Annotated in this window: 22 protein-coding genes; 12 read left to right on the top strand and 10 right to left on the bottom strand. The window is 71.6% G+C overall.

From position 1 onward, the window contains the following. The first annotated feature begins 51 nt into the window (after positions 1-51). From ACZ7G3_RS02785 to ACZ7G3_RS02775, 3 genes are all read left to right on the top strand, one after another. A complete protein-coding gene (locus ACZ7G3_RS02785; RefSeq protein ID WP_426596962.1) occupies positions 52-1,455 on the top strand; it encodes a class II fumarate hydratase in 1,404 nt (467 codons plus the stop codon). Positions 1,456-1,564: 109 nt separating this feature from the next. Next, the gene (fomD, locus tag ACZ7G3_RS02780; protein WP_426596963.1) at positions 1,565-2,281 is read left to right on the top strand and encodes a cytidylyl-2-hydroxypropylphosphonate hydrolase; all 717 of its coding nucleotides are present in this window, start codon (positions 1,565-1,567) and stop codon (positions 2,279-2,281) included. 295 nt (positions 2,282-2,576) lie between these two features. Continuing rightward, positions 2,577-4,676, top strand: a complete 2,100-nt coding sequence (locus ACZ7G3_RS02775; protein ID WP_470922945.1) for a SpoIIE family protein phosphatase — start codon at positions 2,577-2,579, stop codon at positions 4,674-4,676. A 70-nt stretch (positions 4,677-4,746) separates the two neighbouring features. Here the strand turns inward: ACZ7G3_RS02775 and ACZ7G3_RS02770 are convergent, their stop codons facing one another. Next, complete coding sequence (locus ACZ7G3_RS02770) at positions 4,747-7,056, bottom strand: transglycosylase domain-containing protein (protein WP_470922944.1); 2,310 nt, start codon at positions 7,054-7,056, stop codon at positions 4,747-4,749. 271 nt (positions 7,057-7,327) lie between these two features. On the opposite strand from ACZ7G3_RS02770, the gene ACZ7G3_RS02765 reads away from it, so the two are divergent. The 5 genes from ACZ7G3_RS02765 (at position 7,328) to ACZ7G3_RS02745 (ending at position 12,433) form a co-directional block, all read left to right on the top strand. After that, on the top strand, positions 7,328-8,284 hold the full coding sequence (locus tag ACZ7G3_RS02765; protein WP_470922943.1) for an SPFH domain-containing protein: 957 nt from the start codon (positions 7,328-7,330) through the stop codon (positions 8,282-8,284). Beyond that, a complete protein-coding gene (locus ACZ7G3_RS02760) occupies positions 8,281-8,703 on the top strand; it encodes a type II toxin-antitoxin system antitoxin (RefSeq protein WP_470922942.1) in 423 nt (140 codons plus the stop codon). The genes ACZ7G3_RS02765 and ACZ7G3_RS02760 overlap by 4 nt, the downstream gene beginning before the upstream one ends. Positions 8,704-8,883: 180 nt before the next feature. Next, positions 8,884-9,408 carry a PadR family transcriptional regulator gene (locus tag ACZ7G3_RS02755; protein WP_426596968.1) on the top strand — a complete coding sequence of 175 codons (525 nt, stop codon included), beginning with the start codon at positions 8,884-8,886 and terminating at the stop codon, positions 9,406-9,408. Next, the gene (locus tag ACZ7G3_RS02750; protein ID WP_426596969.1) at positions 9,405-10,094 is read left to right on the top strand and encodes an ABC transporter ATP-binding protein; all 690 of its coding nucleotides are present in this window, start codon (positions 9,405-9,407) and stop codon (positions 10,092-10,094) included. Before ACZ7G3_RS02755 ends, ACZ7G3_RS02750 begins: the two co-directional genes overlap by 4 nt. After that, the gene (locus tag ACZ7G3_RS02745; RefSeq protein ID WP_470922941.1) at positions 10,091-12,433 is read left to right on the top strand and encodes an ABC transporter permease; all 2,343 of its coding nucleotides are present in this window, start codon (positions 10,091-10,093) and stop codon (positions 12,431-12,433) included. The genes ACZ7G3_RS02750 and ACZ7G3_RS02745 overlap by 4 nt, the downstream gene beginning before the upstream one ends. A gap of 234 nt (positions 12,434-12,667) precedes the next feature. Here ACZ7G3_RS02745 and ACZ7G3_RS02740 read toward each other — a convergent pair whose 3' ends face one another. After that, on the bottom strand, positions 12,668-13,606 hold the full coding sequence (locus ACZ7G3_RS02740) for a LysR substrate-binding domain-containing protein (protein ID WP_426596971.1): 939 nt from the start codon (positions 13,604-13,606) through the stop codon (positions 12,668-12,670). Positions 13,607-13,744: 138 nt separating this feature from the next. Here ACZ7G3_RS02740 and ACZ7G3_RS02735 point away from each other — a divergent pair, with 138 nt between their 5' ends. Next, positions 13,745-14,299 carry a peroxiredoxin gene (locus ACZ7G3_RS02735; RefSeq protein WP_398134877.1) on the top strand — a complete coding sequence of 185 codons (555 nt, stop codon included), beginning with the start codon at positions 13,745-13,747 and terminating at the stop codon, positions 14,297-14,299. Between the two features lie 6 nt (positions 14,300-14,305). Further along, positions 14,306-14,842, top strand: a complete 537-nt coding sequence (locus ACZ7G3_RS02730; protein WP_398134878.1) for an alkyl hydroperoxide reductase — start codon at positions 14,306-14,308, stop codon at positions 14,840-14,842. Between the two features lie 76 nt (positions 14,843-14,918). On the opposite strand, the gene ACZ7G3_RS02725 is transcribed toward ACZ7G3_RS02730, so the two are convergent. The 6 genes from ACZ7G3_RS02725 to ACZ7G3_RS02700 all read right to left on the bottom strand — a co-directional run bounded on the left by ACZ7G3_RS02725 (position 14,919) and on the right by ACZ7G3_RS02700 (position 22,208). After that, positions 14,919-16,355 carry an AI-2E family transporter gene (locus tag ACZ7G3_RS02725; protein WP_470922940.1) on the bottom strand — a complete coding sequence of 479 codons (1,437 nt, stop codon included), beginning with the start codon at positions 16,353-16,355 and terminating at the stop codon, positions 14,919-14,921. Positions 16,356-16,514: 159 nt separating this feature from the next. Then, positions 16,515-17,210, bottom strand: a complete 696-nt coding sequence (locus tag ACZ7G3_RS02720; protein WP_470922939.1) for an aggregation-promoting factor C-terminal-like domain-containing protein — start codon at positions 17,208-17,210, stop codon at positions 16,515-16,517. A gap of 428 nt (positions 17,211-17,638) precedes the next feature. Then, complete coding sequence (locus ACZ7G3_RS02715; RefSeq protein WP_426596974.1) at positions 17,639-18,964, bottom strand: PhoH family protein; 1,326 nt, start codon at positions 18,962-18,964, stop codon at positions 17,639-17,641. 1,277 nt (positions 18,965-20,241) lie between these two features. Continuing rightward, positions 20,242-21,033, bottom strand: a complete 792-nt coding sequence (locus ACZ7G3_RS02710) for a class I SAM-dependent methyltransferase (protein ID WP_470922938.1) — start codon at positions 21,031-21,033, stop codon at positions 20,242-20,244. Positions 21,034-21,105: 72 nt separating this feature from the next. Continuing rightward, the gene (locus tag ACZ7G3_RS02705; RefSeq protein ID WP_426596976.1) at positions 21,106-21,978 is read right to left on the bottom strand and encodes an LLM class flavin-dependent oxidoreductase; all 873 of its coding nucleotides are present in this window, start codon (positions 21,976-21,978) and stop codon (positions 21,106-21,108) included. A 77-nt stretch (positions 21,979-22,055) separates the two neighbouring features. After that, positions 22,056-22,208, bottom strand: coding sequence for a hypothetical protein (locus tag ACZ7G3_RS02700; protein ID WP_470922937.1), 153 nt, complete (start codon positions 22,206-22,208; stop codon positions 22,056-22,058). A 113-nt stretch (positions 22,209-22,321) separates the two neighbouring features. On the opposite strand from ACZ7G3_RS02700, the gene ACZ7G3_RS02695 reads away from it, so the two are divergent. Further along, positions 22,322-22,693, top strand: a complete 372-nt coding sequence (locus ACZ7G3_RS02695) for a DUF192 domain-containing protein (protein WP_470922936.1) — start codon at positions 22,322-22,324, stop codon at positions 22,691-22,693. A 71-nt stretch (positions 22,694-22,764) separates the two neighbouring features. Here ACZ7G3_RS02695 and ACZ7G3_RS02690 read toward each other — a convergent pair whose 3' ends face one another. Together ACZ7G3_RS02690 and ACZ7G3_RS02685 are read right to left on the bottom strand one after the other, a co-directional pair. Further along, positions 22,765-23,688 carry an aminoglycoside phosphotransferase family protein gene (locus ACZ7G3_RS02690; protein WP_470922935.1) on the bottom strand — a complete coding sequence of 308 codons (924 nt, stop codon included), beginning with the start codon at positions 23,686-23,688 and terminating at the stop codon, positions 22,765-22,767. A gap of 78 nt (positions 23,689-23,766) precedes the next feature. Beyond that, positions 23,767-24,324: a TetR/AcrR family transcriptional regulator gene (locus ACZ7G3_RS02685; RefSeq protein ID WP_470922934.1), complete on the bottom strand. Its 558-nt coding sequence runs from the start codon at positions 24,322-24,324 to the stop codon at positions 23,767-23,769. 37 nt (positions 24,325-24,361) lie between these two features. Between ACZ7G3_RS02685 and ACZ7G3_RS02680 the strand changes: the two genes are divergently transcribed. Further along, a complete protein-coding gene (locus tag ACZ7G3_RS02680) occupies positions 24,362-25,696 on the top strand; it encodes an MFS transporter (RefSeq protein ID WP_470923188.1) in 1,335 nt (444 codons plus the stop codon). Positions 25,697-25,751: the final 55 nt, after the last annotated feature.

Raw genomic sequence — 25,751 nt, 5'->3', positions numbered from 1 at the left:
GGGGAACAGTGGTCGCGTCGCGGACGCTGTGAGACGTGGAGGTGATCGTCGATGACCGACGAGCAGGACAGGACCGAGTACCGCACCGAGCACGACTCCATGGGCGAGGTGCGGGTGCCCGCCCACGCCAAGTGGCGGGCCCAGACCCAGCGGGCGGTGGAGAACTTCCCCGTCTCCGGGCAGCGCATCGAGCGCGCGCACATCGAGGCGCTCGCCCGGATCAAGGGCGCGGCGGCCAAGGTCAACGCCGGGCTGGGGGTCCTGGACGAGGACGTCGCCGCCGCGATCCAGGAGGCGGCGGACGAGGTCGCCGAGGGTGAGTGGGACGCGCACTTCCCCGTGGACGTGTTCCAGACGGGGTCGGGGACCTCGTCCAACATGAACACCAACGAGGTCATCGCCACCCTCGCCACCGAGCGGCTCGGCAGGGACGTGCACCCCAACGACCACGTCAACGCCTCCCAGTCGTCCAACGACGTCTTCCCGTCGTCGATCCACATCGCCGCCACCGCCGCCGTCACCCGTGACCTGATCCCGGCCCTCGACCACCTCGCCGGCGCCCTGGAGCGCAAGGCGGAGGAGTTCGCCGACGTGGTGAAGTCCGGGCGTACGCACCTCATGGACGCCACGCCGGTCACCCTCGGGCAGGAGTTCGGCGGGTACGCGGCCCAGGTGCGGTACGGCGTCGAGCGGCTGGAGGCGTCCCTCCCGCGCCTGGCCGAGCTGCCGCTGGGCGGCACCGCCGTCGGCACCGGGATCAACACCCCGCCAGGCTTCTCCGCCGCCGTCATCGAGGAGGTGGCCCGCGCCACCGGGCTGCCGCTGACCGAGGCGCGCGACCACTTCGAGGCGCAGGGCGCCCGGGACGGCATCGTGGAGACCAGCGGGCAGCTGCGGACCATCGGCGTCGGCCTGACGAAGATCGCGAACGACCTGCGGTGGATGGCGTCCGGGCCGCGGACCGGGCTCGCGGAGATCTCCCTGCCCGACCTCCAGCCCGGGTCGTCCATCATGCCCGGCAAGGTCAACCCGGTGATCCCCGAAGCGGTGCTCATGGTCGCCGCCCAGGTCACCGGCAACGACGCGACGGTCGCCGCCGCCGGAGCGGCCGGCAACTTCGAGCTCAACGTCATGCTGCCGGTCATCGCCAAGAACGTACTGGAGTCGGTGCGGCTGCTCGCGAACGTCTCGCGGCTGCTCGCCGACCGCACCGTCGACGGCATCGTCGCCCACCGGGACCGGGCCCGCGAGTACGCCGAGTCGTCGCCGTCCGTGGTCACACCGCTCAACAAGTACCTCGGGTACGAGGAGGCCGCCAAGGTCGCCAAGAAGGCGCTGGCCGAGCGGAGGACGATCCGTCAGGTCGTGCTGGACGGCGGGTACGTCGAGCGCGGCGACCTCACGTACGAGCAGCTGGACGAGGCACTGGACGTGCTGCGGATGACCCGCCCGTGACCGGACGGCCGTCGTGGACGCGGGCGGCCGTCGTGGAGGCGGGCGCCCGTCACGGGCGTTCGTCGCGATCACCGGCGCGTCACGTGGCCCGGGCACCTAATATCTGTCCATGACAGACGGTGAAGCGGTGAGCGCCGCGACGGAAGCGGAGGCGACGACCGGCGGCCCGAAGGCCCCGGCGAGGTACTGGGCGCCCGGCAGCCACATCCTGTGGCGGTACCGGGAGAACGGCGGCCCCCGCCCCCACATCGCACGCCCCGTCACCGTCGTACGGGACGACGCCGGCCTGCTCGCCGTGTGGCTGGCGCCCGGCACCGAGTGCGTGAAGCCGGTGCTCGCCGACGGCACGCCCGTACACCTGGAACCGCTGGCGTCGCGCTACACCAAACCGCGCGCGGTGCAGCGCGACCGGTGGTTCGGCACGGGCGTGCTGAAGCTGGCACGGCCCGGCGAGCCCTGGTCGGTGTGGCTGTTCTGGGACCCGGGCTGGCGGTTCAAGAACTGGTACGTGAACCTGGAGGAGCCGCTGACCCGCTGGGAGGGCGGCGTCGACTCCGAGGACCACTTCCTCGACATCTCCGTCCACCCGGACCGCACCTGGCACTGGCGGGACGAGGACGAGTTCGCGCAGGCCCAGCGGGACCGGCTGATGGACGCCCGGCTCGCCGGGCGGGTGCGCGCGGCGGGGCGCGCGGCGGTGGCGGAGATCCGTGCCTGGGGCTCCCCGTTCGCGGACGGCTGGGAACACTGGCGCCCCGATCCGTCCTGGGCGGTACCTTCACTGCCGGGGGACTGGGACCGCACGCCCGCGCACGCGTCCTCATGAGACCCTTGATACGCCCCCGGGCAGGAAACGTAGGATCGTCCTCCGCAAGGAAGTGCGGCAGCAACCGGCGGAGCGTGCGCTGTGCTTGACCGATCGTCACCGAGGGGCGGCAGGACGTGAGCGAGGGGTACGACGGCAACCCGGACACGGGCCGCAGACGGTCCGCCGGTGACACAGGAACAGCCTCTGACCACGCGGGAATCCCGTTCCCGGGGCACGTATTCCGGGTATCGGGATTTCTGCGGGACGAACTGCACGCGCCGCGGGCAGTCCCGGACGGACGGATTCGACACGCGTGACGGAGCACCCGACCTCCTTCGACCGCCCCCCGACGGGCGGCGACCCCACGGATCCCCGCGGGGCGCTCCTGCCTACCCCCGTGCAGCCGCGCGCCCTCGGTGCCGCGTTACCCGCACAGGGGCGCGCCGGAGAGACACCGCCGGCCGCCGGCGCGGACTCCCCCGCCGCCTTCGAGCACGCCCAGCCGGGTGCCGAGCAGGCCACCGAGCCCGGTACGCACCGCCCGCGGCCCACGCCCGAAGGCGTACCGGTCCAGCCCGGCGGCGCGCAGACCGGAGCCGGAGCGGTTCCCGGCACCGGGGCACCCGCGGGGCCGGAGCGCCGCGCCGCGCCGCTCGAACCGGACCGCCGGACCGGGCAGCCCACCACGCCCGGCCGGCCCACGCCCATGCGGCGGGACGGGGACCGGCTGCGGTTCGTGGGAGCCGCGACCCGGCGGATCGCCCGGGGCATGGACCTCGACGAGATCGTGATGGGGCTGTGCCGGGCCACCGTGCCGACGTTCGCGGACGCCATCCTCGTCTATCTGCGGGAGCCGCTGCCCGTCGGTGACGAGCGGCCCACGGGCCCCCTGGTGCTGCGGTTGCGCCGGACCGACCGGATTCCGGTCGAGCGGGACACCGAGGGCGGGTTCACGCCCGCGGTCCAGCCGGAGCCCTCCGAGCTGGAGACGGTCGGCTCCGAGCTGTGCGAGGTGCGGCCGGGCAGCGCGCTCGCCGAGGTGCTGCGCGGGGTGCGCCCGGTCTTCGCGGACACCCCCGCCGCCCGGGCCGCCCTTCCGGAGCTGCTCGGTGACGACGGGGACTTCGCCGTGCCCGACGGCCGGCGGGCGATCCTCGCGCCGCTGCGCGGCCGGCGCCGGGTGATCGGGGCCGCCCTGTTCCTGCGCGGCCCCGAGCGCGTCGCCTTCGACGCCGACGACCTGCTGGTCGCCGCCCAGCTCGCCACGCACAGCGCGCTCGGCATCGACAAGGCGGTGCTGTACGGGCGGGAGGCGTACATCGCCGACGAGCTGCAGCGCACGATGCTCCCGGAGACCCTGCCGCGCTGCACCGGCGTGCGGCTGGCCTCCCGTTACCTCCCGGCCGCGGAGACGGCGCGGGTCGGCGGCGACTGGTACGACGCCATCCCGCTGCCCGGCAGCCGGGTCGCGCTGGTCGTCGGGGACGTCATGGGGCACTCGATGACGTCGGCGGCCATCATGGGCCAGCTGCGGACCACCGCGCAGACCCTGGCCGGGCTCGACCTGCCGCCGCAGGAGGTGCTGCACCACCTCGACGAACAGGCCCAGCGCCTGGGCACCGACCGCATGGCGACCTGCCTGTACGCCGTGTACGACCCGGTCGCGCACCGCATCACCGTCGCCAACGCCGGACACCCGCCGCCCGTGCTGCTGCACCTGGGCGGCCACGCCGAGGTGCTGCGTGTGCCCGCCGGCGCCCCGATCGGCGTGGGCGGCGTGGACTTCGAGGCCGTGGAGCTGGACGCCCCCGCCGGCGCGACCCTGCTCCTCTACACGGACGGGCTGGTCGAGTCCCGCCTGCGGGACGTGTGGACCGGCATAGAGCAGCTGCGGGAGCGCCTCGCCGCGACCGCGCAGCTCACCGGGCCCGACCATCCGCCGCCCCTGGAAGCCCTGTGCGACGAGGTGCTGGACATGCTCGGGCCGGGCGACCGGGACGACGACATCGCGCTGCTCGCCGCCCGCTTCGACGGCATCGCGCCCAGCGACGTGGCGTACTGGTTCCTGGAGCCCGAGGACGCGGCTCCCGGCCGGGCCAGGCGCCTGGCCCGGCGCGCGCTGGCCCGCTGGGGCATGGAGGACCTCACGGACTCCGTGGAGCTGCTGGTCAGCGAGGTCGTGACCAACGCCGTGCGGTACGCCTCGAAGCCGGTCACGCTGCGGCTGCTGCGCACGGACGTGCTGCGCTGCGAGGTCGGCGACGACGTGCCGCAGCTGCCCCGGCTGCGGCAGGCACGCGCCACGGACGAGGGCGGGCGCGGGCTGTACCTGGTGAACCGGCTGGCCCGGCGCTGGGGCGCGACGCGGCTGAGCACCGGCAAGGTGGTCTGGTTCGAGCTGAACCGGGGCTAAGGCCCGTGCACGCGAGAGGGGCGCCCGGACCTCCGGGCGCCCCTCCGTCGTGTTCCCGCGGCTGCTGCTTCTACCAGTCCGCGCCGGGGAAGAGCGGGTCCTCCGATTGCGTCGGCTCCCCGCTCGTCGGCGGTTCGGACGACGGGCTGCCCGACGGCGGCGGTTCGGACGACGGGCTGCCCGACGGCGGCGCCTCGGTCGTCGGCTCCCTGGACGGCGGCGCCTCGGTCGTCGGCTCCCTGGACGGCGGCGCCTCGGTCGTCTCCTCCTGCGTCGGCGACTGGGTCGGCGACTCGGAGCCCGTCGGCGACTTGCTGGGCTTCACCGCGTTGCCCTGCTTGGTCTCCAGGTCGAACTTGCTGGTCCCGTCCATGACGCCGAAGGTGTACGCCGCCCAGATCTCCGCGGGGAAGCCACCACCGTTGACGCGGTAGTCGACGCCGCCCGCCTTGTACATCGGGACCTGCGGGTGCGGCGCCTTGTCGTCCTCACCGAACAGGCCGACCGAGGTGACCAGTTCGGGGGTGAAGCCGGTGAACCAGGCCGACTTGTTGTTGTCGGACGTACCCGTCTTGCCGGCGACCTGCTGGCCGTCGCGCAGCGGGTTCTCCCGCACGGACTTCTTGGCCGTACCGTCGTCGACCACGCCGGTGAGCACCGAGGTCACCGTGTCGGCGGCCTCGCGGCTGATGACCTGCTCGCCGATCGGGTCGGGCATCTCGACCGTGCGGTCCTTGTGCTCCACCGACTTCACGATGGCCGGGGTGACCTTCTTGCCGTGGTTGTCGAGGGTGGCGTAGACGCCGGCCATCTCCAGCGGGCTGGCGCCCATACTGCCCAGGGTCTGGGCGGGCACGGCCTGCACGCCCTCGGTGTCCATGCCGAGGTCGCCGGCGACCTTCATGACCTCGGACATGCCGACGTCGATGCCCATCTGCGCGAAGACGGAGTTGACGGACTTGTTCATCGCGTCCTGGACGGTGATGTCGTCGTAGTCGACGTCGTCCTCGTTGGGGGGCGCGAAGCCGACCTCGCGGTCGCCGTCCATCACGGGGCGCTCGCTCGTACCGTCGTAGATCGTGTTGGCCGTGATCGGCACGCCGTCCTGCGTCTCGGCGTCCTGGTCCACGGCCGCGGCGAGGATCACCGGCTTGAAGGTGGAGGCGGGCTGGTAGTCGTCGCGGGTGGCGTTGTTCGTGTAGTGCTTCACGTAGTCCACGCCGCCGTACATCGCCAGGACCGCGCCCGTCTTCGGGTCCACGGAGACGGCACCGGCCTGGACGTCGGCGTCGACCGCGCGCTTGGCGGGGTCGAGCTTGCTGGTGAGCTTGGTCTTGACCGCCTTCTCCAGCTCGGCCTGCTTCTTCTTGTCGACGTTGAGCGTGACGGTGTAGCCGCCGAGGTCCACCAGGGCCTTGGCCTGCTCCATGTCCTCGGCGGCGCCCTGGGCGACGAGCTGCTTCTTGAGCGAGTAGTTGGCGGCCTCCACCAGGTACCCGGTCTGCCCCTCCATCCCGGCGGCGGCCTTGGGCTCCTTGGGCTCCGGGAACGTCATGTTCTGGCGGTCGGAGCTGCTCAGCCAGTCCTCCTCGACCATGTTGTCGAGGACGTAGTTCCAGCGCTCCTGGACGAGCTTCTTGCCGGTCTCGCTGGCGATCGCCCAGTCGTACTGGTTCGGCGCCTGGAGCAGCGCGGCGAGGTACGCGCCCTGCTCGACCGTCAGCTCCTCGGCGTCGACGCGGTAGTAGGCCTGCGCGGCGGCCTGGATGCCGTAGGCGCCACGGCCGTAGTAGCTGGTGTTGATGTAGCCGGCGAGGATGTAGTCCTTGGGCTTCTCCCGGTCCAGCTTCAGGGAGATGACCAGTTCCTTCAGCTTGCGCGTGACCGTCTGCTCCTGGGACAGGTAGTAGTTCTTGACGTACTGCTGGGTGATCGTCGAACCGCCCTGCGCGCCCTTGCCGGAGAGCGTGTTGAGGACACCGCGCGCGGTGCCCTTGAGGTCGACGCCGGAGTCCTTGTAGAAGGTCTTGTTCTCGGCGGCGACGAAGGTGCGCTGGACCTCCTTGGGCACCTTGGCCAGGTCGACGATCTCACGGTTGCGCTCGCCCGTGCGGGCCATGATGCTGCCGTCGCTGTACTTGTAGACGTTGCTCTGCAGCTCCGCCTCGGGATTCCCCTCGGGGATCTCGATCACCATGTACAGGACGATGAAGGCGCCCATGCCGAGCAGGCAGAGGCCGAAGAAGGTGCCGAGGACCTTCTTCCAGGTGAACAGCCTGCGTATGCCGCTCTTCCCGCCCGCGCCCGACGGACGGCGGCGTTTCGGCGCCGCGCGGCGGCCACCGCGCTGTCGCGCTTTTCTCTCTTCCGCTCGTCCCATGGGTCCGATCCGCTCCGCTTCGTTCACGTGTGCTCACGCGTCACACAGGTTCACCGCTCATATCAGCTCAGAAAGCTAACACCGGGAGATGTGGCAAACGGCTGCGGATCCGGCCTTCTACGGACGTGAGAATCAGCACCCGCTCCCAAGGAACCGACGTACGAGAGGGGTCAAGGGTTGCCATCACGAGGTAAAGTGATATCACTTAGCTAGACCGAAGATAGTCGCCGGGGCGTGCGCGAGCGCGCCCCGCGAGAACGGGGGACCCCTCATGTCCGCACACGACGCGCACGACGCACACGACACCTCGCAGGTCACGGCGGATGTGCCCGAGATGCCGGCACCACGGGTGCGCGAGATACAGGCGCACAGCATCGGCGGCGGCCTGGCGCTGCTGCTGGGACTGATCGGGCTGATCGCCGGCGTCGGCCTGCTCGCCGCCGCCACGGCGGTCGACTCGTCGGGAGGCAAGGCGGCGTTGATCATCCCGGGCGTCGTGATCGCCCTGGCCGCCTTCCTCGCGATGTCCGGGCTGAACATGGTGGCGCCGGGCGAGGCCCGGGTGGTGCAGCTCTTCGGGCGGTACCGGGGGACGATCCGGCAGGACGGGCTGCGCTGGGTGAACCCGCTCACCTCGCGCACCAAGATCTCCACGCGGGTGCGCAACCACGAGACGGCCGTCCTGAAGGTGAACGACGCCTACGGCAACCCGATCGAGCTGGCCGCCGTCGTGGTGTGGCGGGTGGAGGACACCGCACAGGCCACCTTCGAGGTGGACGACTACATCGAGTTCGTCTCCACCCAGACCGAGGCGGCCGTGCGGCACATCGCCATCGAGTACCCCTACGACGCCCACGACGAGGACGGCCTCTCGCTGCGCGGCAACGCCGAGGAGATCACCGAGAAGCTCGCCGTCGAGCTGCACGCGCGCGTGGAGGCGGCCGGCGTGCAGATCATCGAGTCCCGCTTCACGCACCTCGCGTACGCGCCGGAGATCGCCTCCGCGATGCTCCAGCGGCAGCAGGCCGGCGCGGTGGTCGCGGCGCGGCGGCAGATCGTGGACGGCGCCGTCGGCATGGTCGAGGCGGCGCTCGCCCGGATCAGCGAGCAGGGGATCGTGGAGATGGACGACGAGCGCAAGGCGGCGATGGTGTCCAACCTGATGGTCGTGCTCTGCGGGGACCGCGCCGCCCAGCCGGTCCTGAACACGGGGACGCTCTACCAGTGACGACCTCACCCGAGGGCTCCCCGTCCGAGGCCCGGCCGCCCGGCGGCCTCCCGGCCGGGGACCCTGCCCCGAAACGCCGGCCGCCGCAGCAGCGCAAGCAGGTGCTGCTGCGGCTGGACCCCCAGGTGTACGAGGCGCTGGCCCGCTGGGCGGGCGACGAGCTGCGCTCGGCGAACGCCCAGATCGAGTTCCTGCTCCGCAGGGCACTCTCGGAGGCGGGCCGGCTGCCCTCGGACACCGGCCCACTGCCCCGCCGGGGCCGCCCGTCCCGGGGCCGGAGCCCGGGACCGGGTCCCGGGACGGGCGCGGGTCCCGGGACGGGCGCGGGTCCCGGGACGGGCGCGGGGACGGGCGCGGGGACGGGCGCGGGGACGGGGACGGGCGCGGGGACGGGTCCGCCTCCCACGCCCCCCTCGTGACGAAAGCGACGGATGCCCGGCAGGCCGGGCCGCCGCGCCTCACCTCACCTCCCCCAGGCGCGGCGTCCGCCGTGGCACAACGGTGACAATCGGCCCCGACCTGCACTCCCGTACGCGCCGCCACCGTCTCTGCACACGACGTATACATAGCGCGTATACACCGTGTGTAGAGTGATCGGCATGTCCATCGGTCACACCCTCCTGGGGCTCCTGGAGTCCGGGCCACGCCACGGTTACGACCTGAAGCGTGCCTTCGACGAGAAGTTCGGTCACGACCGGCCGCTGCACTACGGCCAGGTCTACTCGACGATGTCCCGCCTGCTGAAGAACGGCCTCGTCGTCGTCGACGGCATCGAGGCGGGCGGCGGTCCCGAGCGCAAGCGGTACGCGATCACCGACGCGGGGATCACCGACGTACAGCAGTGGCTCGCCACGCCCGAGAAGCCCGAGCCGTACCTCCAGTCGACGCTGTACACCAAGGTCGTCCTCGCGCTGCTCACCCACCGCGACGCCGCCGACATCCTCGACACGCAGCGCTCGGAGCACCTGCGCAGCATGCGCATCCTCACCGACCGCAAGCGCAAGGGCGACCTCGCCGACCAGCTGATCTGCGACCACGCCCTGTTCCATCTCGAGGCCGACCTGCGCTGGCTGGAACTGACCGCCGCGCGCCTCGACAAGCTCCGTGAGGCGGTAACCCGATGACTCCGCCCGCAGGTTCGCTGCTCTCGGCCGAGCAGCTGCGCAAGGCCTACGGCCCCACCCTCGCCCTGGACGGCGCGGAGTTCTCCATCCACCCCGGCGAGGTCGTCGCCGTGATGGGCCCCTCCGGGTCCGGCAAGTCGACGCTGCTGCACTGCCTCGCCGGCATCGTGCCGCCCGACTCGGGGACGATCACGTACGACGGGCGGGAGCTGTCCGGCATGAGCGACGCCCAGCGCAGTGCGCTGCGCCGCTCGGACTTCGGGTTCGTGTTCCAGTTCGGGCAGCTCGTGCCGGAGCTGACGTGCGTGGAGAACGTCGCCCTTCCGCTGCGTCTGAACGGCACCCCCCGCAAGGAGGCCGAGCGGACCGCGCTGACCTGGATGCAGCGCCTCGAGGTCGACGACCTGAGGAAGAAGCGGCCCGGCGAGGTCTCCGGCGGCCAGGGGCAGCGGGTCGCGGTGGCGCGGTCGCTGGTCACCAGCCCCCGCGTGCTCTTCGCCGACGAGCCGACCGGCGCCCTGGACTCCCTCAACGGCGAACGCGTGATGGAACTCCTCACGGACGCCGCCCGCACCACCAACGCCGCCGTCGTCCTCGTCACGCACGAGGCGCGGGTGGCCGCCTACTCCGACCGGGAGATCGTCGTACGGGACGGCAAGTCCCGGGACATGGAGCGCGCCGTATGAGCGTGCGGCAGTGGAGCCGGGACCTGGCCATGGGCGTCCGCTTCGCCTTCACCGGCGGGCGCGAGGGGTGGACCCGGGCCGTGCTGACGGCCGTCGGCGTCGGGCTCGGCGTGGCGCTGCTCCTGCTGACGACGGCGGTCCCGAACGCGCTCGAAGTCCGGCACGACCGGGAGGCGGCGCGCTCCGACATCACCTTCAGCTCCGAGCAGATACCGAAGGCGAACGACACGCTCGTGGTCGCCAGGCTCGACGCGAACTTCCGCGACGACGACGTCCGGGGCCGGGCGCTGGATCCCGACGGGCCGCGGGCACCGCTGCCGCCGGGGGTGGACGAGTTCCCGGCGGTGGGCGAGATGGTGGTCTCCCCCGCGCTGAGGGAGCTGCTGGAGTCGGACTCCGGCGCGCTGCTGCGTGAACGGCTGTCGGACCGGATCGTCGGCACGATCGGGGAGAGCGGGCTGATCGGCTCGGCCGAACTCGCCTTCTACCGGGGTGCGGAAGGGCTCGAGCAGCACATCGATCCCGGCCGGATCGAGCGTATCGACCGGTTCGGCGACCCGGACCCGGGGGAGGAGCAGTCCGACCCGGTGCTGCTCCTGCTGGTCCTCGTCGTCTTCGTGGTGCTGCTGACACCGGTCGCGGTCTTCATCGCCGCCGCCGTACGGTTCGGCGGCGAGCGGCGGGACCGGAGGCTCGCGGCACTGCGCCTGGTGGGCGCCGACGGCCGCATGACCCGGCGCGTCGCCGCCGGCGAGGCGATGGCGGGCGCGATCCTCGGGCTGGTCTTCGGCACCGGGTTCTTCCTGGTCGGGCGTCAGCTCGCGGGCACGGCCGAGGTGTACCGCATCAGCGTGTTCCCGAGCTATCTCAACCCCTCGCCGCTGCTGGCCCTGCTGGTCGCGGTGGCGGTGCCGGCGGCGGCGGTGCTGGTGACGCTGTTCGCGCTGCGCGGGGTGGTCATCGAACCGCTCGGCGTGGTCCGCGCGGGCCGCCCGGCCAGGCGCCGGCTGTGGTGGCGGCTGCTGCTGCCGCTGGCCGGACTGGCCATGCTCTACCCGATGGTCGGCAACGGGCGCGAGAACGGCGACTTCAACCAGTACCTGGTGACCGGCGGTGTCGTGCTGCTCCTGGTCGGCGTGACCGCGCTGCTGCCGTGGATCGTGGAGACCGTCGTCGCCCGGCTCGGTTCCGGCGGCGTGGCCTGGCAGTTGGCCGTGCGCCGGCTGCAGATGAGCAGCGGCACGGCGGCCCGCATGGTCAACGGCATCGCCGTGGCCGTCGCCGGGGCGATCGCGCTGCAGATGCTCTTCGCCGGCGTGGACGACGACTACACCAAGACCACCGGGCAGGACGTGTCGTGGGCTCAGATGGAGGCGGTCCTGCCGAGCGAGGTGCCGGCGGCGCAGGCGGCCGACGAGTTCCGGGACACCGAGGGCGTGACGGCGGTCTACGGCTACTCCGAGGGCTACCTCGGCGACCGCCCCCGGACCCCGGACCACGGCACGATGATGACCGTGGGCGACTGCGCGTCGCTGCGGGAGATCGCCCGCCTGACCTCCTGTGAGGACGGGGACGTGTTCGCCGTCCACGGTGCCGAGTGGGACACCGGGGAGGACATGACGAAGCTGGCCGCGCCGGGCCGGAAGCTGTACCTGGACCCGACCTACGAGGGCGGCCCGAAGGGCCGGGAGATCCCCTGGACGGTGCCGCAGGGCGTCAAGGCGGCGAAGCCGCTTCAGCGCCTGCTGGCCGGGATCGACCGGGGCGGCTTCCTGATCACGCCGAAGGCGATGCCGGCCACGCTCGCGCCCGGCCTGACCGGACACGCCTACCTCAAGCTGGACGACTCGGTGGCGGACGTGCACGACCGGGTACGCAACACCGCGGCGGCCCTCCATCCGCTGACGGACACCATGACGTGGTCGGCGACGGAGCGGACCGGCCGGTTCGACGCCATCCGCACCGGTCTGTTCGTCGGGGCGGCGTGTGTGCTGGCGCTGATCGGCGCGAGTCTGCTGGTCTCGCAGCTGGAGCAGCTGCGCGAGCGGAAGAAGCTGCTGTCGGCCCTGGTCGCCTTCGGCACCCGGCGCCGCACACTGAGCATGTCGGTGCTGTGGCAGACCGCTGTCCCCATCGCGCTGGGCCTGCTGCTGGCCGTGGTGGTGGGCCTGACGCTGGGCACGGTGCTCCTGAAGATGACGTCCACCCCGGTCGGCGTCGACTGGGCCGGCGTCCTCGCCATGACGGGCATCGGCGCCGCGGTCGTCCTGGTGGTGACCCTCTTGAGTCTGCCGCCGCTGCTGCGGCTGATGCGGCCGGAGGGCCTGCGCACGGAGTGACTCCGCCGGTGCGTGGTGCCGGCCGCCCGGCCAGGGCGGGGGACCGCCGCCCTCCGGGGCGGCCGGTCGCCCGCCCCGGCCGGGGCGGGCCCGGCCGGGCGCGGTGATCGACCCGCGTCCGCTCGGGTGGTCGAACCGCCTCCGCTCAGGTAGTCAACCCGCCTCCGCTCAGGTGGCCGACGCCTCCGCTCGGGTGGTCGACCCGCCTCCGCCCGGTGGCCGACCCGCCTCCGCTCAGTCGTGGACCGTCCGGACCGGCAGGTCCCCCATCGCCTCCCGCAGGGCCGCCGCCAGTTCCTCGTACTCCGCGGCACGCGCCGCACCCGTGCGCATGGCGAGGGCGACCCGGCGGGTGGGGGCCGGGTCGGCGAAGGAGCCGGTGAGGAGCTGGCTGGAGCGGGACGTCTCCACGCGGACCGCGGTGCGCGGCAGCAGCGTCACCCCGAGGCCGCCCGCGACCAGCTGCACCAGCGTCGACAGGCCGGCGGCCGACGTCGTCGCGGGGACTCCCGCGCGCCCCGCCTCCCGGCAGATGTCGAGCGCCTGGTCGCGCAGGCAGTGCCCCTCGTCGAGCAGCAGCAGCTTCAGTTCGCGCAGCGCCGAGCGCTCGATGCCCTCCCGGCCGCCGAGCCGGTGGTCGAGCGGGGTGACGAGCACGAAGTCCTCGTCGAAGAGGGGGAGCTCCGTGACACCGGGGACGCCGAGCGGCACCGCCAGCAGGAGCAGGTCGAGGCGGCCGGTCGTGAGACCGTCCAGCAGGCTCGCCGTCTGCTCCTCGTGGACCTGGAGGTCCAGGTCCGGATAGCGGTCGTGGACCAGGCGCAGCACCGTCGGCAGCAGATACGGCGCCACCGTGGGGATGACCCCGAGCCGCAGCGCGCCGGTGAACGGCGCCCGTACCGCCGCCGCCTCCTCCAGCAGCGCGCCGACCTCCGCCAGTACCGCCTTCGCCCGGACCGCGAGCCGTTCACCGGCGGGCGAGAGCAGTACCTTGCGCGTCGTACGCTCCAGCAGGGTGACCCCCAGCGCCTCCTCCAGCGCGGAGACCGCGCCCGAGAGCGCGGGCTGGCTCATGCCGATCGCGGCGGCGGCGTCGCGGAAGTGCAGATGCTCGGCGACCGCGGCGAAAGCCCTCAGCTGGGCGAGGCTTGGCTGCCTCTTCTTAGCCGCCACTCATAACCACCTCCGATCAACTCGACCGAGTGTAGCTATTTCACTAATCAATGTGCCTTGTGCCAACATCAACAGCGTCCAACCCATGGGAAACACTCGCAAAACGGGTGTTTCTTCGCTGCATTTATTGGAGAGCGCGTGCTCACTGTCGGTGACAAGTTCCCCGAGTTCGAACTGACCGCCTGCGTCTCGCTGGAGAAGGGCAAGGAGTTCGGGACGATCGACCACAAGACCTACGAGGGCAAGTGGAAGGTCGTTTTCGCCTGGCCCAAGGACTTCACCTTCGTGTGCCCGACCGAGATCGCCGCCTTCGGCAAGCTGAACGACGAGTTCGCCGACCGTGACGCCCAGGTGCTCGGCTTCTCCGGCGACTCCGAGTTCGTGCACCACGCCTGGCGCAAGGACCACCCGGACCTGACCGACCTGCCGTTCCCGATGATGGCGGACTCCAAGCACGAGCTGATGCGCGACCTCGGCATCGAGGGCGAGGACGGCTTCGCCAAGCGCGCCGTGTTCATCGTGGACCAGAACAACGAGATCCAGTTCACCATGGTGACCGCCGGCTCGGTCGGCCGGAACCCGAAGGAGGTCCTGCGGGTCCTCGACGCCCTGCAGACCGACGAGCTCTGCCCGTGCAACTGGAGCAAGGGCGACGAGACCCTGGACCCGGTCGCGCTGCTGGCCGGGGAGTGATCTGAGATGTCGCTCGACTCCCTGAAGTCCGCCGTACCGGACTACGCCAAGGACCTGAAGCTCAACCTGGGCTCGGTCATCGGCAACTCCGACCTCCCGGCGCAGCAGCTGTGGGGCACCGTGCTGGCGACCGCCATCGCCTCGCGTTCCCCGATCGTGCTGCGCGAGCTGGAGCCGGAGGCGAAGGCGAACCTCACGCCCGAGGCGTACTCGGCCGCCAAGTCGGCCGCCGCCGTCATGGCGATGAACAACGTCTTCTACCGCACCCGGCACCTGCTGTCGGACCACGAGTACGGCACCCTGCGCGCCGGTCTGCGGATGAACGTCATCGGCAACCCGGGCGTCGACAAGGTCGACTTCGAGCTGTGGTCCTTCGCGGTGTCCGCCATCAACGGCTGCGGCATGTGCCTGGACTCGCACGAGCAGGTGCTCCGCAAGGCCGGTGTGGACCGCGAGACGATCCAGGAGGCGTTCAAGATCGCCGCCGTGGTCGAGGCCGTCGGCGTCACGCTGGACGCCGAGGCGGTCCTGGCCGCCCAGTAGTCCCGCGGCGCGGAACACGGCGACGGGCCCCGCTCACCCTCAGGGTGGGCGGGGCCCGTCGCCGTCGTGCGTGCCGCTACGCCGGGGAGCTGCCCGACGGCGGCTCGGTCCCGGGAGACGCCGACGGGGGGTCCGTCTTCGAGGTCGCCGAGGTCTCCGAGGTCGCCGAGGTCGCCGACGCCGCCGGGGAGGCGTCCGTGGACGTCGCCCCGCGCGGCTTCGGCGCCTGCCGCACGGCGGCCTCACGGGAGTACGCCCGCAGATAGCCCACGACGGTGTTGGTCACCGCCACCAGCGGTACGGCGACCACCGCGCCGCCGATGCCGGCCACCATGCCGCCGGCGGTCACCGACAGCACCACCGCCAGCGGGTGGACCCGTACCGCGCGCCCGAGGATGAAGGGCTGCAGGATGTGGCCCTCGATCTGCTGCACCACCAGCACCACGACGAGCGTCATGACCGCGGCGAACATGCCCTGCGTCACCAGCGCCACGACGACCGCGAGCGCGCCCGACATCACCGCGCCGACGAGCGGGATGAAGGCGAACAGGAAGATGAACACGGCCAGCGGGACGGCCATCGGCACGTCCAGGAAGTAGATGCCGAGGCCGATGAAGATGGCGTCGATCAGCGCCACTATCACCGTGCCGCGCACGTACGCCGTCAGCGTCCGCCACGCCCGCGGGCCGGCACCGGCCACGGCCGGCCGGGCCGCCGCCGGCACCAGCTTCAGCGTCCAGCGCCAGATGCGCTTGCCGTCGTAGAGCAGGAAGAGCGTCGAGAAGGCGGCCAGCAGGAGGCCCGTGAGCGCCTCGACGACGACCGTGACGCCCTCGAGGCCGGCGGACGTTATCTGGTCGGTGTTGGCGCCGACCGCCTCGCGCAGGTTCTTGGCGATCTCGTTGATCTGCTTGTCGGTGACGTGGAACGGGCTGTTCAGCAGCCCGTTGCGCAGCTCGTCGATGCCGTCCTGGACCTGGTCGGAGAGGTTGTCGATGTTCTCCATGACCTGCCAGGTGACGAACCAGCCGATCAGCCCCATCACCACGAACCCGAGGATCGCGGTCAGGGCGGTGGCCGGCCCCCGGGGCACCCCGTGCCGGCGCAGCCACGCCACGGTCGGCTGGAGCAGCGCCGTGATCAGCAGCGCGATCACGAACGCCAGCACCACCAGTTGCACGGCGCTGATGACCCGCATCAGCACCCACACGGTGCCGGCGAGGACCAGCAGCCGCCACCCGGCCTCCGCGGCGACCCGTACGCCCCAGGGCACGGCCTGCGCCGGGTCGGGCCGGGACTGGAGCACGAGCTGTTGCGACGCGGAGCCGGGCTCCGGATGCGTGTCCTCCGGTGACAGCGACGGCGACGGTGAGGGCGGCACGTGGTCGGCGGCCGGTACCGGTCCGTCGTCGGAGCCCTCCTGCCGGGCCTCTTCGCGGCGCTGGTCCAGCCGCTCACTCATCCGCGTCAGTCCGGCGCCGAGCCGACCGAGCCACCCTGGCACTCGAGACATGATCCGTCCTCTTCCCCCGTCTCTCCCCACCACTCCCCCCTGGAGTCGTTTTCGCTCCGACCGTACATGGCGGGAGCGCGAAAGCCCCTCACCGTAGGACGGTGAGGGGCTGCGCGAGGTTGAGCGGTGGGCCTGGGCGGTGGACCGCGCCGGGCGGGCTCAGTACCAGTGGTTGGCCTGCCAGAAGGTCCAGGCGTCACACGGGCTGCCGTAGCGGCTGTCCATGTAGTTGAGACCCCACTTGATCTGGGTGGCCGGGTTGGTCCGCCAGTCGGCGCCCGCGGAGGCGTACTTGCCGGCCGGCAGCGCCTGGAAGAGACCGTAGGCGCCGGAGGACGGGTTGACCGCCTTGTAGTTCCAGTCGGACTCGTGGTCGACGATGTTGCTGAAGCACTGCCACTGGCCGCTGGGCACCATCGAACGGGCCATCGACTGGATCTGGCTGATGCTGTAGGAGCTCTGGACGGCGAAGCTGGTGGACTCGCGCTTGGCGTCGCGGCTGGCCGCTTCCTTGTCCGCCTCGCGCTTCTGGGCTGCCTGGGCCGCCTTCTTGGCCTTCTCCTGCTTGGCCACGGCGGTCTGGGCGGCAGCCTTGCGGGCCGCCTCCTCGGCGTCCTTCCTGGCGCTCGCGTCCGCGGCGATGGCCTGTACGTCGGCCTGCTGCGTCAGGGACGCGGTCTGCACCTGCGCCTGCTCGCCCATGGGGATGTCCGCAAGCAGCGTCGTACCGGCTGCTGTCGCCTCCGCGTCGTTGCTCTGCGCGGTGCTGCCCGAGGCAACGCCGACGACGCTTCCGACTGCGGTGACCGCCGTGGCCGAGGCCACTGCGAATCCCCGGACCGAGATCCGGCTCACACGGTTTCCTTCCAGCATCGCCCGCTTCGGTGACCCTCGCGGACGCAATCGTGCCCCTGGCGCTGGCCTCCCCAACTACGGGTCACGGGAGGCACGGACCCGGTGGGCAACTCCCCTGCGGGGGAGCGCCGCGTGGTGCTCGGGCGGCATACGACGCTGCTATGGAGTTGAGTCTGGTGCTTCTGTGGCGCCGTACCGCTGGGGGTACAGCTGTGTCGTATGCGGGGCCTGACAGGAAGGAGACTCTGCCGTAACCCGCCGGGGTGAGGCAATTCTGTGCCGCGTGTGAAAGCTCACATCCCGTTTGCGCCAGGGGATTTCCGGAAATCCCCACACGCGAAGGCGCCGCCCGGCTAGGCTCTCGGCCTTTCCGAACGGCGCCGACTTCCCGGTAACCGGCCCTTGACGGGTCGGAGTTCGCGGAAGTGTCAGATGTGGCCGTCCTCCAGCATTTCGGTCACGAGTGCCGCGATCTGGGACCTCTCGGAGCGCGTCAGGGTGACGTGCGCGAAGAGCGGATGCCCCTTCAGCTTCTCGATGACGGCGACGACTCCGTCGTACCGCCCCACCCGCAGATTGTCCCGCTGTGCCACGTCATGGGTGAGTACGACCCGTGAGTTGGCCCCGATCCGGGACAGCACGGTCAGCAGGACGTTCCGCTCCAGCGACTGGGCCTCGTCCACGATCACGAACGCGTCGTGCAGCGAGCGGCCGCGGATGTGGGTGAGCGGGAGGACCTCCAGCATGCCGCGAGCGGTGACCTCCTCGATGACCTCCCGGCTGGTGACCGCCGACAGCGTGTCGAAGACGGCCTGTGCCCAGGGGCTCATCTTCTCGGCCTCGGAGCCGGGCAGATAGCCGAGTTCCTGCCCGCCCACGGCGTACAGCGGGCGGAAGACCATCACCTTCTGGTGCTGCCTGCGCTCCAGCACGGCCTCGAGCCCCGCGCACAGCGCCAGCGCCGACTTTCCGGTGCCGGCCCGGCCGCCCATCGACACGATCCCGACGTCCGGGTCGAGGAGCAGGTCGAGCGCGATCCGCTGCTCGGCGCTGCGGCCCTTGATGCCGAACGCCTCCCGGTCGCCGCGCACGAGGCGGACGCTGCCGTCGGGCGTGACCCGGCCGAGGGCCTTGCCGCGCTCCGACTGGATGGTCAGGCCGGTGTGCACCGGCAGTTCGGCGGCCTCGGGGACGTATACGCGTCCCTCCTCGAACAGGATGTCCACCTGCTCGCCGGGCAGGGCCAGTTCGGACATGCCGGTCCAGCCGGAGGCGTCCGTGATGGCGAGCTCGGCCCGGTACTCCTCGGCGAGCAGGCCGACGGAGGACGCCTTGATCCTGAGCGGGAGGTCCTTGGAGACGACGGTGACGTCGTACCCCTCCGCCTGCAGGTTGCGGGCGACGGCGAGGATGCGGGAGTCGTTGTCCCCCAGGCGGTAGCCGGTGGGCAGCACGCTGGGGTCCGAGTGGTTGAGCTCGACACGGACGGTGCCGCCGAGATCCCCGATCGGAATGGGGGCGTCGAGGCGACCGTGCCGCACCCGGAACTCGTCGAGCAGGCGCAGGGCCTGCCGTGCGAAGTAGCCGAGTTCGGGATGGTGCCGCTTGGCCTCCAGCTCCGTGACCACGACGATCGGGAGCACGACTTCGTGCTCGTCGAAGCGGTTCAGAGCGTTCGGGTCGGCCAGCAGGACGCTGGTGTCGAGAACGTAGGTGCGCCTATCGGGCTTGTGGCGCTTTGTGCTGGTCACCACGGAAGGACGTACCCCCTCGGAAGAGGTCGGGGAGCGACGGAGTGGACGCTGGTCCGGGAGGGCGGGAACGAGCCGACCGGTCGACGGCCGCCCTGCACTGGCGCGGGCCGTGAACCGGCCCTCCGCCGCGTCTTCCGTGCCGCGACCGCACGGTGGGGCTGGTGCAAAGGGCCTCCCGGGCGGACGGCTCCGGGCCGTCCGCTGAGATCCGACACCCGTGGTTCGGGCGTCGACCTGCTTGGTTTATGCCCTCGAACAAGCGCCGCCATGCCACGGCACAGGACGGCGCACCGGTGAACTCCTTGTTACGGGCGTCCCGCCAGGAGACTGCGGCGCGAGGTGACACCGGGGAGGGAGGAGTGGGCCGCGCAGGGGGAGCAGTGGGCCGCGCCCGGAGGGTGGGTCGCACGGGGGGGCGACGAGGAGCGGAGCCGGGAGGGTGGAGGCGTGGGGACCCGGAGGGAGCGCAGGAGCAGGGGCGGGCCGGGGATGGAGGGAGCGGGTGCCGGGGGAGGCAGAAAAAACGGGCCGGTCCGTGGGGGGGAGACGGACCGGCCCGAGGGGGGGTTTCCACCATAACCCTTTGTAAGTGATGCTGCGTGCATCGGCGTGCCACAACTACTCTCCGAAGTCGCCCGGCGACGCCCGGATGGCTGCGGAGGCACTCATTCCGCCCTGAATCATGGCCAGAACGCAGCGAACCCATGGTTGAGCAGGGCGTCCGGTGAGGCCGGAGGGACGCGCGGAGCGGATCGGGAACGGATGCGGAGCGGGCTCGGTGCGCGCCGGAACCCGCCCGGCGAACCGCCCCCGCTTCCCCCCACCGGGTGAACCCACCGGCGAGCGCCCGCTTGACCGGGCACCGCGCAGCCCCCTCCACTGCGCGGTGCCACACGCGCAGCTTTGCTCACGCGAATTACCTGGGCCAGAACCTATGTGATCGGGCAGGGCGCTATCGACCCCAGGAGGGCAATGATGAATAACGATGTGGAATCCCTGTGGGGATCGAAGGGTGATTCCGCACCCTCTCTCCGGACGCGCGGATATGTGCGAAGGTACGTCGCACACGCCCCGAAGATCCGCCGCGCCCGATCCCCATGGAGCCGCGGACCGCACCACTCCCCTCCTGACGTCACCTCACGCCGAAGGCGCCGGGGATCATGTGGGCCGCGGCCGGTGCTCGACTGCCCGAACGGCAGTTCTTGGCCAAGTCTGCCCGAACGGGCGCGTCTGTCGCCCATGTGGCGGACGTGCCCGCGTCGTCGGCCGGGCAGGCCCTAGCGGTGTGGTGTGCGGGCGTCGAAGAGGTGGCGCGTGCTGTGGGCGATGAAGGGGCCTTCGGCCTCGATGCGGTCGTGCAGGTCGCGCAGCCGGTCCCGGTACCCCTCGACGGTGAAGCCGGGGACCATCCACACCACCTTGCGCAGGAAGTGGACGACGGCGCCGATGTCGTGGAACTCCATTCGCAGCCGTTCCGCCCGCAGGTCGACGACCTCCAGACCGGCGGCCTCCGCGTCGGCGCGCTCACGGTCGGGGTGGCGGTGGTTCCGGCTCTCCTCCGGCTGGGGCCCGAGGAAGTACTCGATGAGCTCGAAGACGCTGCCGGGGCCGACGTGCTGGGCGAAGTACGTGCCGCCGGGCGCGAGCACGCGGCTGATCTCGGCCCAGTGCGGCTCGACGGGATGCCGGCTCACGACCAGGTCGAAGGCTCCGTCCGCGAAGGGGAGGGGCGCGTCGTCGGGCGAGGCGACCACGGGGACGCCGCGCGGGCGGAGCAGTGCGGTGGCCTTGGCGACGTTGGGCTGCCAGCCCTCGGTGGCGACGACGAGCGGGGGCCGGTGCGGGGCGGCGGCTTCGAGGGCCTGGTCCAGGACCTCCCCTCCCCCGGTCTGCACCTCCAGTACTGCGGTGGCTCCGGTCAGCCGCATGGCCATGGACCGCGCATACCCCCAGGAGGGCCGGGCCTCGGTGGCCCGCCCCTCGAACCAGGAGAAGTCCCACCCCTCGGTGGGGACGGAGGCTCCCTCGGCGACGAGGTCGTCGAAGGAGCGGGAGGGTGCGGGCGTCATGGACGTGCGATCCGATCGATGCGTACGAGGGTTACGGGGGTGGGGTGCGGTGTCGACGGCCGGCGGCGGGGCTCAGCCGACCAGGGGCCGGACCTGCTCGGCGGTGAACCGCACGAACCCCTCGGGGTCCGGCTCGTCACCCGTCGGCTGGAGGACGACGGTGTCGGCGCCGGCCTCGGCCAGCCGCCGGACGGCCTTGGCGACGGCATCCGCGTCCCCGGCGACCCCCAGGTCCGCCACCGAGCCGAGTCCTTCGGCCCGCTGTTCGGCCCGCAGCCGTTCGGCGGCGCCGGGTCCGGTGGCCGTGAGGAGATACGCGACCACTTTGTGCGGCTCCGTCCGCCCGGCCGCCGCCCGCCCCTCGTCGATGAGCCGACGGGCCTGCCGCACCGCGTCGGGCGGGTTGGCCGCGGTGAGGATGGTCCCGTCGGCGGCCTCCCCGGCGAGCCGCAGCGAACGGGGTCCGGTGACCCCGGCGAGCACCTCGGCCCCCGGCGGGGGCGGCCAGTCGAGGGCGACGTCGTCGAGCCGGACGTACCGCCCCTCGGTCGTCACCCGCTCCCCGCGCAACAGGGCCCGCAGGGCGAGCAGGTACTCCCGCAGCAGGGTGACGGGCGACTCGGCCCGCGCCCCGACCTGCCCCATCCAGTCCTGTACGCCGTGCCCGACGCCGAGGACGGCGCGGCCGGGGAACATCCGGTGCAGGGTGGCGGCCTCCATGGCGGTGACGGCGACGTTCCGCAACGGCACGGGCAGCAGCCCGATCCCGACCCGGAGCCGTTCGGTCCAGGCGAGGGCGGCGGCGGCCGTGGAGATCCCTCCCTCGAGGAAGCAGTCCTCCCACAGCCACAACTCCTCCAGCCCCGCCTCCTCCGCGACGCGTGCGACGGCACGGAGTCGTTCTGGGGCGAGCTGAGGACGGAACACGGCGCCGAGTGCGGTCATGGGGTCTTCCTACCTTTGACGGAGCGGCAGGGCAACGCCTTTCCCGTCGTGCCGCCATGGTGAAGTGGCTCGACGGCTCATGCCTGTTCGTCCCCGGGAGCCGGATCGAGTTCCTGCTCCGGTCGCGGCTGTCCCGACCGGGCTCGCTCCATGTCCGCTCGCGCGTGGATCAGCAGTGCCACGGCTTTGATGTACGCCGAGGCGTCGCCGGAGCGCGAAGCGACGCTCACCAGCGGGAGGGAGCGACACCGGGTCGCATCCTTCCCTCCCGCCGTATACGCCGGGCCTGCTCGGGGGCAGATACGTTCGGTAGGACGGACTGGGCTGCGGGAGGGGCATCGACATGGCACGGCGCCGGCGGGACGGGGCAGGGGTGTTGGTCGTGGAAGAAGAGACCGGCGGCGGGAGTGTCCGTATTCCGCTGGAGATCGCCGGTTCCTACCGCGCGCGCACCAAGGGACTGCTGGGGCGGTCCTTCGTCGACGGGGCCATTCTCCTGTCGCCTGCCAACAGCGTGCACACCTTCCGGATGCGGATGCCCATCGACGTGGCCTACCTCGACCGCCGGCTCACCGTCATCGCCGTCCGCACCATGCGGCCGGGCCGGCTGGGGCTGCCCCGCCCGCGTGCCCGGCATGTGCTGGAGGCCGAGGCCGGGGCGATGGCCGGGTGGGGGGTGCGGGTGGGGGCGCGGATGAAGGTAGTGGAAGGTTAGGGCGTCGCCTCAGTCGGTTCCGGACCGTACACGCGACGCGCGCTGCTGGTCTGCGCGGTGACGGGCGTGCGTCACAGCGTGCCGAACCATGTCTCCGCGAGCGCGGGCAGCGTTTTCTCGGCAGGCAAACGCAGCTCCCGCATGTACCAAGGGAGGTTGCTGTACACGTGCAGCAACGTGTACGCGAGCAGTTCGGACGGCTCGAAGGTGTGACCGTACGCCTTGGTGAGACGGGCGAGCAGGTCCGGTTCACCCCGGGTGACGAAGAGGCCGACGCCCACGAAGTCATACGCACGGTCACCGATCATCGCCGGTTCGAAGTCGAAGAGCCCGGTCAGCCGCCACCCATCGGGATCGACCAGGAAGTGCTGCTGCATGACCTCGGTGTGCAGCAGGCAACGGTGCGGGTCGCGCGGCAGCGAGACCGAGGCCAGGAAGTCCGGGATCTGCTCCAGCCAGGCGGCCGGCAGTCCGTGGCCACGCTGCTGTTCCACCGCACCGGCACACTGGCGGTCCAGGAAGGCGCCCCAGTCTCCGGGGCCGAGGACGTCCCCAAGGGGATCGGGATCAAGGGCGTGCAGTACCGCCAGGGCTTCACCGACCTCGGTGACGAGCCGCTCACGGTGACTCAGCGGCACGCGGTCCCAGTCATGGGCCAGGTTCTCGCCGCGGAGCCGGGACATCAGGACGTACTGCCAACCGTTTTCGTACGGGCCGAAATCACGTACCTGTGGTGTCGGTACCGGCAACAGCCCCTGGATGTAGCTGAGGACACGGCCTTCCGCGATGCCGTCCTGCGCGGCGGCTCCTGGGAACAGCTTGAGAACGTGCTCGTCACCCACCGCGTAGACCGGCTGGGACCCGTCCGGAAAACGAGTCAGCGGTACATCGGCGAGACCCAGGCGCGCACAGATGTCCTCCGCACCGGGGCGCATCACCGTCTCGTCGGAGACGACCGCGTCCCACTCTTCATCCGTTTCCACTGGAGGCAGCATGATCGGGACCGTAGGCCAGCGACGGCGGGGAGGCAACCGAAAATCACGGGCCCCTGAGGGCGGCCCGGTCGGACCTGTTCAGTGGTGCCTGTCGACGACGGCACGGACGACGGCGGCGACCTCCTCGCGGTCGGTGGGCCGCGGGTCGACGGAGTTGTGGATGGAGAATCCCTCGACCAGCGCGTCCAGGGCCCGTGCGGTGAGCGGGTCGAAGTGCCTGGCCAGGGAGGACCGGCTGGCCCGCATCCAGGAGCGCATGACGGCGCGCACCTCGGGATTGCGGGTGGCGAAGGCGTAGAGCTCGTAGCTGAGCAGGAGGTTGCGGTCGGTCCCCCAGACCTTGCCGCAGATGATCTCGACGACCGCCTCCTCGGCCTCCCGGCGGGTCCGCGCGGCCTCCAGAAGGGCGCCGTAGCGTGTGGAGACGGTCTCCGCGAGCCGGGTGAAGGCGTCGGTCAACAGGTGCTGCATGTCGTCGAAGTAGTAGGTGAGTGACCCGAGCGGCACGCCCGCCGCCTCCGCGATCTTGCGGTAGGTCACCTTGATCGCGCCGTGCTCCGCGATGACGTCGAGCGCGGCGTCGAGGATGCGTTCGCGGCGCCGGGGGTCGTTGGGGCCACGAGTGCTGCCTGTCATCGCCGTTGTCCGCCTTGTCTTCTCGGTCGCCGAACCGATGTGTACATTTGTTCATACTCGGTGGGTGACGCGGGTTCGTCGCCCGCCTGTCCCTCATTGTCTCCATCACCGGCGGAGCCCTTCCTTGACAGACCGTGCTGTACGCCGACGCCGCCGGGCGCTGTACCTCTTTTTCTTCCTCAACGGCATCGCCATGTCCTCATGGATCACGCGCACCCCGGACGTCCGTGACCGTCTGGGCGTGTCCACGGGGCAGATGGGGCTGGTGCTGTTCGGTCTGTCCGTCGGCTCGATGGCCGGCATCCTCTGTTCCGGCCGTTTCGTGTCGCGGTTCGGGACCCGACCCGTGACGGCGCTCGGCACACTGTTCGTCATCGCGAGCGTGGTCGTCGTGGGCGCGGGCAGCGCCCTCGGCTCCGCGCCCCTGGTCACCGCGGGGCTGTGCCTGTTCGGCCTGGGGGTCGGGTCGGGCGAGGTGGCGATCAACGTGGACGGTGCCGACGTGGAGCGGATCACCGGCACGGCGGTTCTGCCCACGCTGCACGGGTGCTTCAGCCTGGGCACCGTCATCGGCGGCCTGGCCGGCATGGCGGCCACCGCTGCGGCGTTCCCCGCCCACTGGCACCTCCTGGCGGTGGCCGCGGTGACGGCCGCGATCTTCGGGTACGCCATCGGTGCCGTGCCCGCCGGGACCGGGGTCCGTGCCGCGGCGCCCGCTGCGGACTCCACGCGGCCCGCGGGCTCGCAGGTGTGGAAGGACCGGCGGCTCCTGATGATCGGGGCCATCGTCCTGGCCATGGCTCTCGCCGAGGGCGCCGCCAACGACTGGCTGCCGCTGCTCATGGTCGACGGCCACGGTCTGGACGCCGCCGTCGGCTCGCTCGTCTTCGTGGGGTTCGCCGCCGCGATGACCCTGGGACGCTTCGGCGGCACCTTCTTCCTCAACCGCTACAGCCGGGCGACCGTCGTGCGGGCGAGCGCGGTCTCCGGGGCCATCGGTCTGTGCCTGGTCATCTTCTCCGACAACGCCGCCGTGGCCGCGGCCGCCGTCCTGTTCTGGGGACTGGGCGCGTCCCTGGGCTTTCCGGTGGCCCTGTCGGCGGCGGGCGACTCGGGGCCCGACGAGACCGCCCGGGTCAGCCTCGTGGCGACGATCGGCTACATCGCGTTCCTGGTGGGGCCGCCCATGCTCGGCTTCCTGGGCGATCACTACGGACTGCGTCCGGCGATGGTCGTGGTCCTGGTGTTCGTCGCCACGGCCGTCCTCGCGGCCCCTGCCGCCGGTACCCGCGCGTCCCGTCACCGCGAAGCCGATACGGGCCTCCCCGCCGAACTCGCCCTGGAGCGGCCGGGGCAGCACACCGAGGGATGATCGCGTGACCGGCGCACGTGAGGACGGTGACGCAGCCCTGGCCCGGTCCGCTTCG

It is taken from the genome of Streptomyces sp. NPDC037271 (assembly GCF_055603605.1).
This window is presented reverse-complemented; position numbering and strand designations above follow the sequence as displayed.

Bases quoted from the DNA above. Each gene is read 5' to 3' on its own strand.
- ACZ7G3_RS02785 (WP_426596962.1), top strand. From the start codon at position 52: ATGACCGACGAGCAGGACAGGACCGAGTACCGCACCGAGCACGACTCC.
- fomD (WP_426596963.1), top strand. From the start codon at position 1,565: ATGACAGACGGTGAAGCGGTGAGCGCCGCGACGGAAGCGGAGGCGACG.
- ACZ7G3_RS02770 (WP_470922944.1), bottom strand. From the start codon at position 7,056: ATGGGACGAGCGGAAGAGAGAAAAGCGCGACAGCGCGGTGGCCGCCGC.
- ACZ7G3_RS02765 (WP_470922943.1), top strand. From the start codon at position 7,328: ATGTCCGCACACGACGCGCACGACGCACACGACACCTCGCAGGTCACG.
- ACZ7G3_RS02755 (WP_426596968.1), top strand. From the start codon at position 8,884: ATGTCCATCGGTCACACCCTCCTGGGGCTCCTGGAGTCCGGGCCACGC.
- ACZ7G3_RS02750 (WP_426596969.1), top strand. From the start codon at position 9,405: ATGACTCCGCCCGCAGGTTCGCTGCTCTCGGCCGAGCAGCTGCGCAAG.
- ACZ7G3_RS02745 (WP_470922941.1), top strand. From the start codon at position 10,091: ATGAGCGTGCGGCAGTGGAGCCGGGACCTGGCCATGGGCGTCCGCTTC.
- ACZ7G3_RS02730 (WP_398134878.1), top strand. From the start codon at position 14,306: ATGTCGCTCGACTCCCTGAAGTCCGCCGTACCGGACTACGCCAAGGAC.
- ACZ7G3_RS02725 (WP_470922940.1), bottom strand. From the start codon at position 16,355: ATGTCTCGAGTGCCAGGGTGGCTCGGTCGGCTCGGCGCCGGACTGACG.
- ACZ7G3_RS02710 (WP_470922938.1), bottom strand. From the start codon at position 21,033: ATGACGCCCGCACCCTCCCGCTCCTTCGACGACCTCGTCGCCGAGGGA.
- ACZ7G3_RS02705 (WP_426596976.1), bottom strand. From the start codon at position 21,978: ATGACCGCACTCGGCGCCGTGTTCCGTCCTCAGCTCGCCCCAGAACGA.
- ACZ7G3_RS02695 (WP_470922936.1), top strand. From the start codon at position 22,322: ATGGCACGGCGCCGGCGGGACGGGGCAGGGGTGTTGGTCGTGGAAGAA.
- ACZ7G3_RS02690 (WP_470922935.1), bottom strand. From the start codon at position 23,688: ATGCTGCCTCCAGTGGAAACGGATGAAGAGTGGGACGCGGTCGTCTCC.
- ACZ7G3_RS02685 (WP_470922934.1), bottom strand. From the start codon at position 24,324: ATGACAGGCAGCACTCGTGGCCCCAACGACCCCCGGCGCCGCGAACGC.
- ACZ7G3_RS02680 (WP_470923188.1), top strand. From the start codon at position 24,362: ATGTGTACATTTGTTCATACTCGGTGGGTGACGCGGGTTCGTCGCCCG.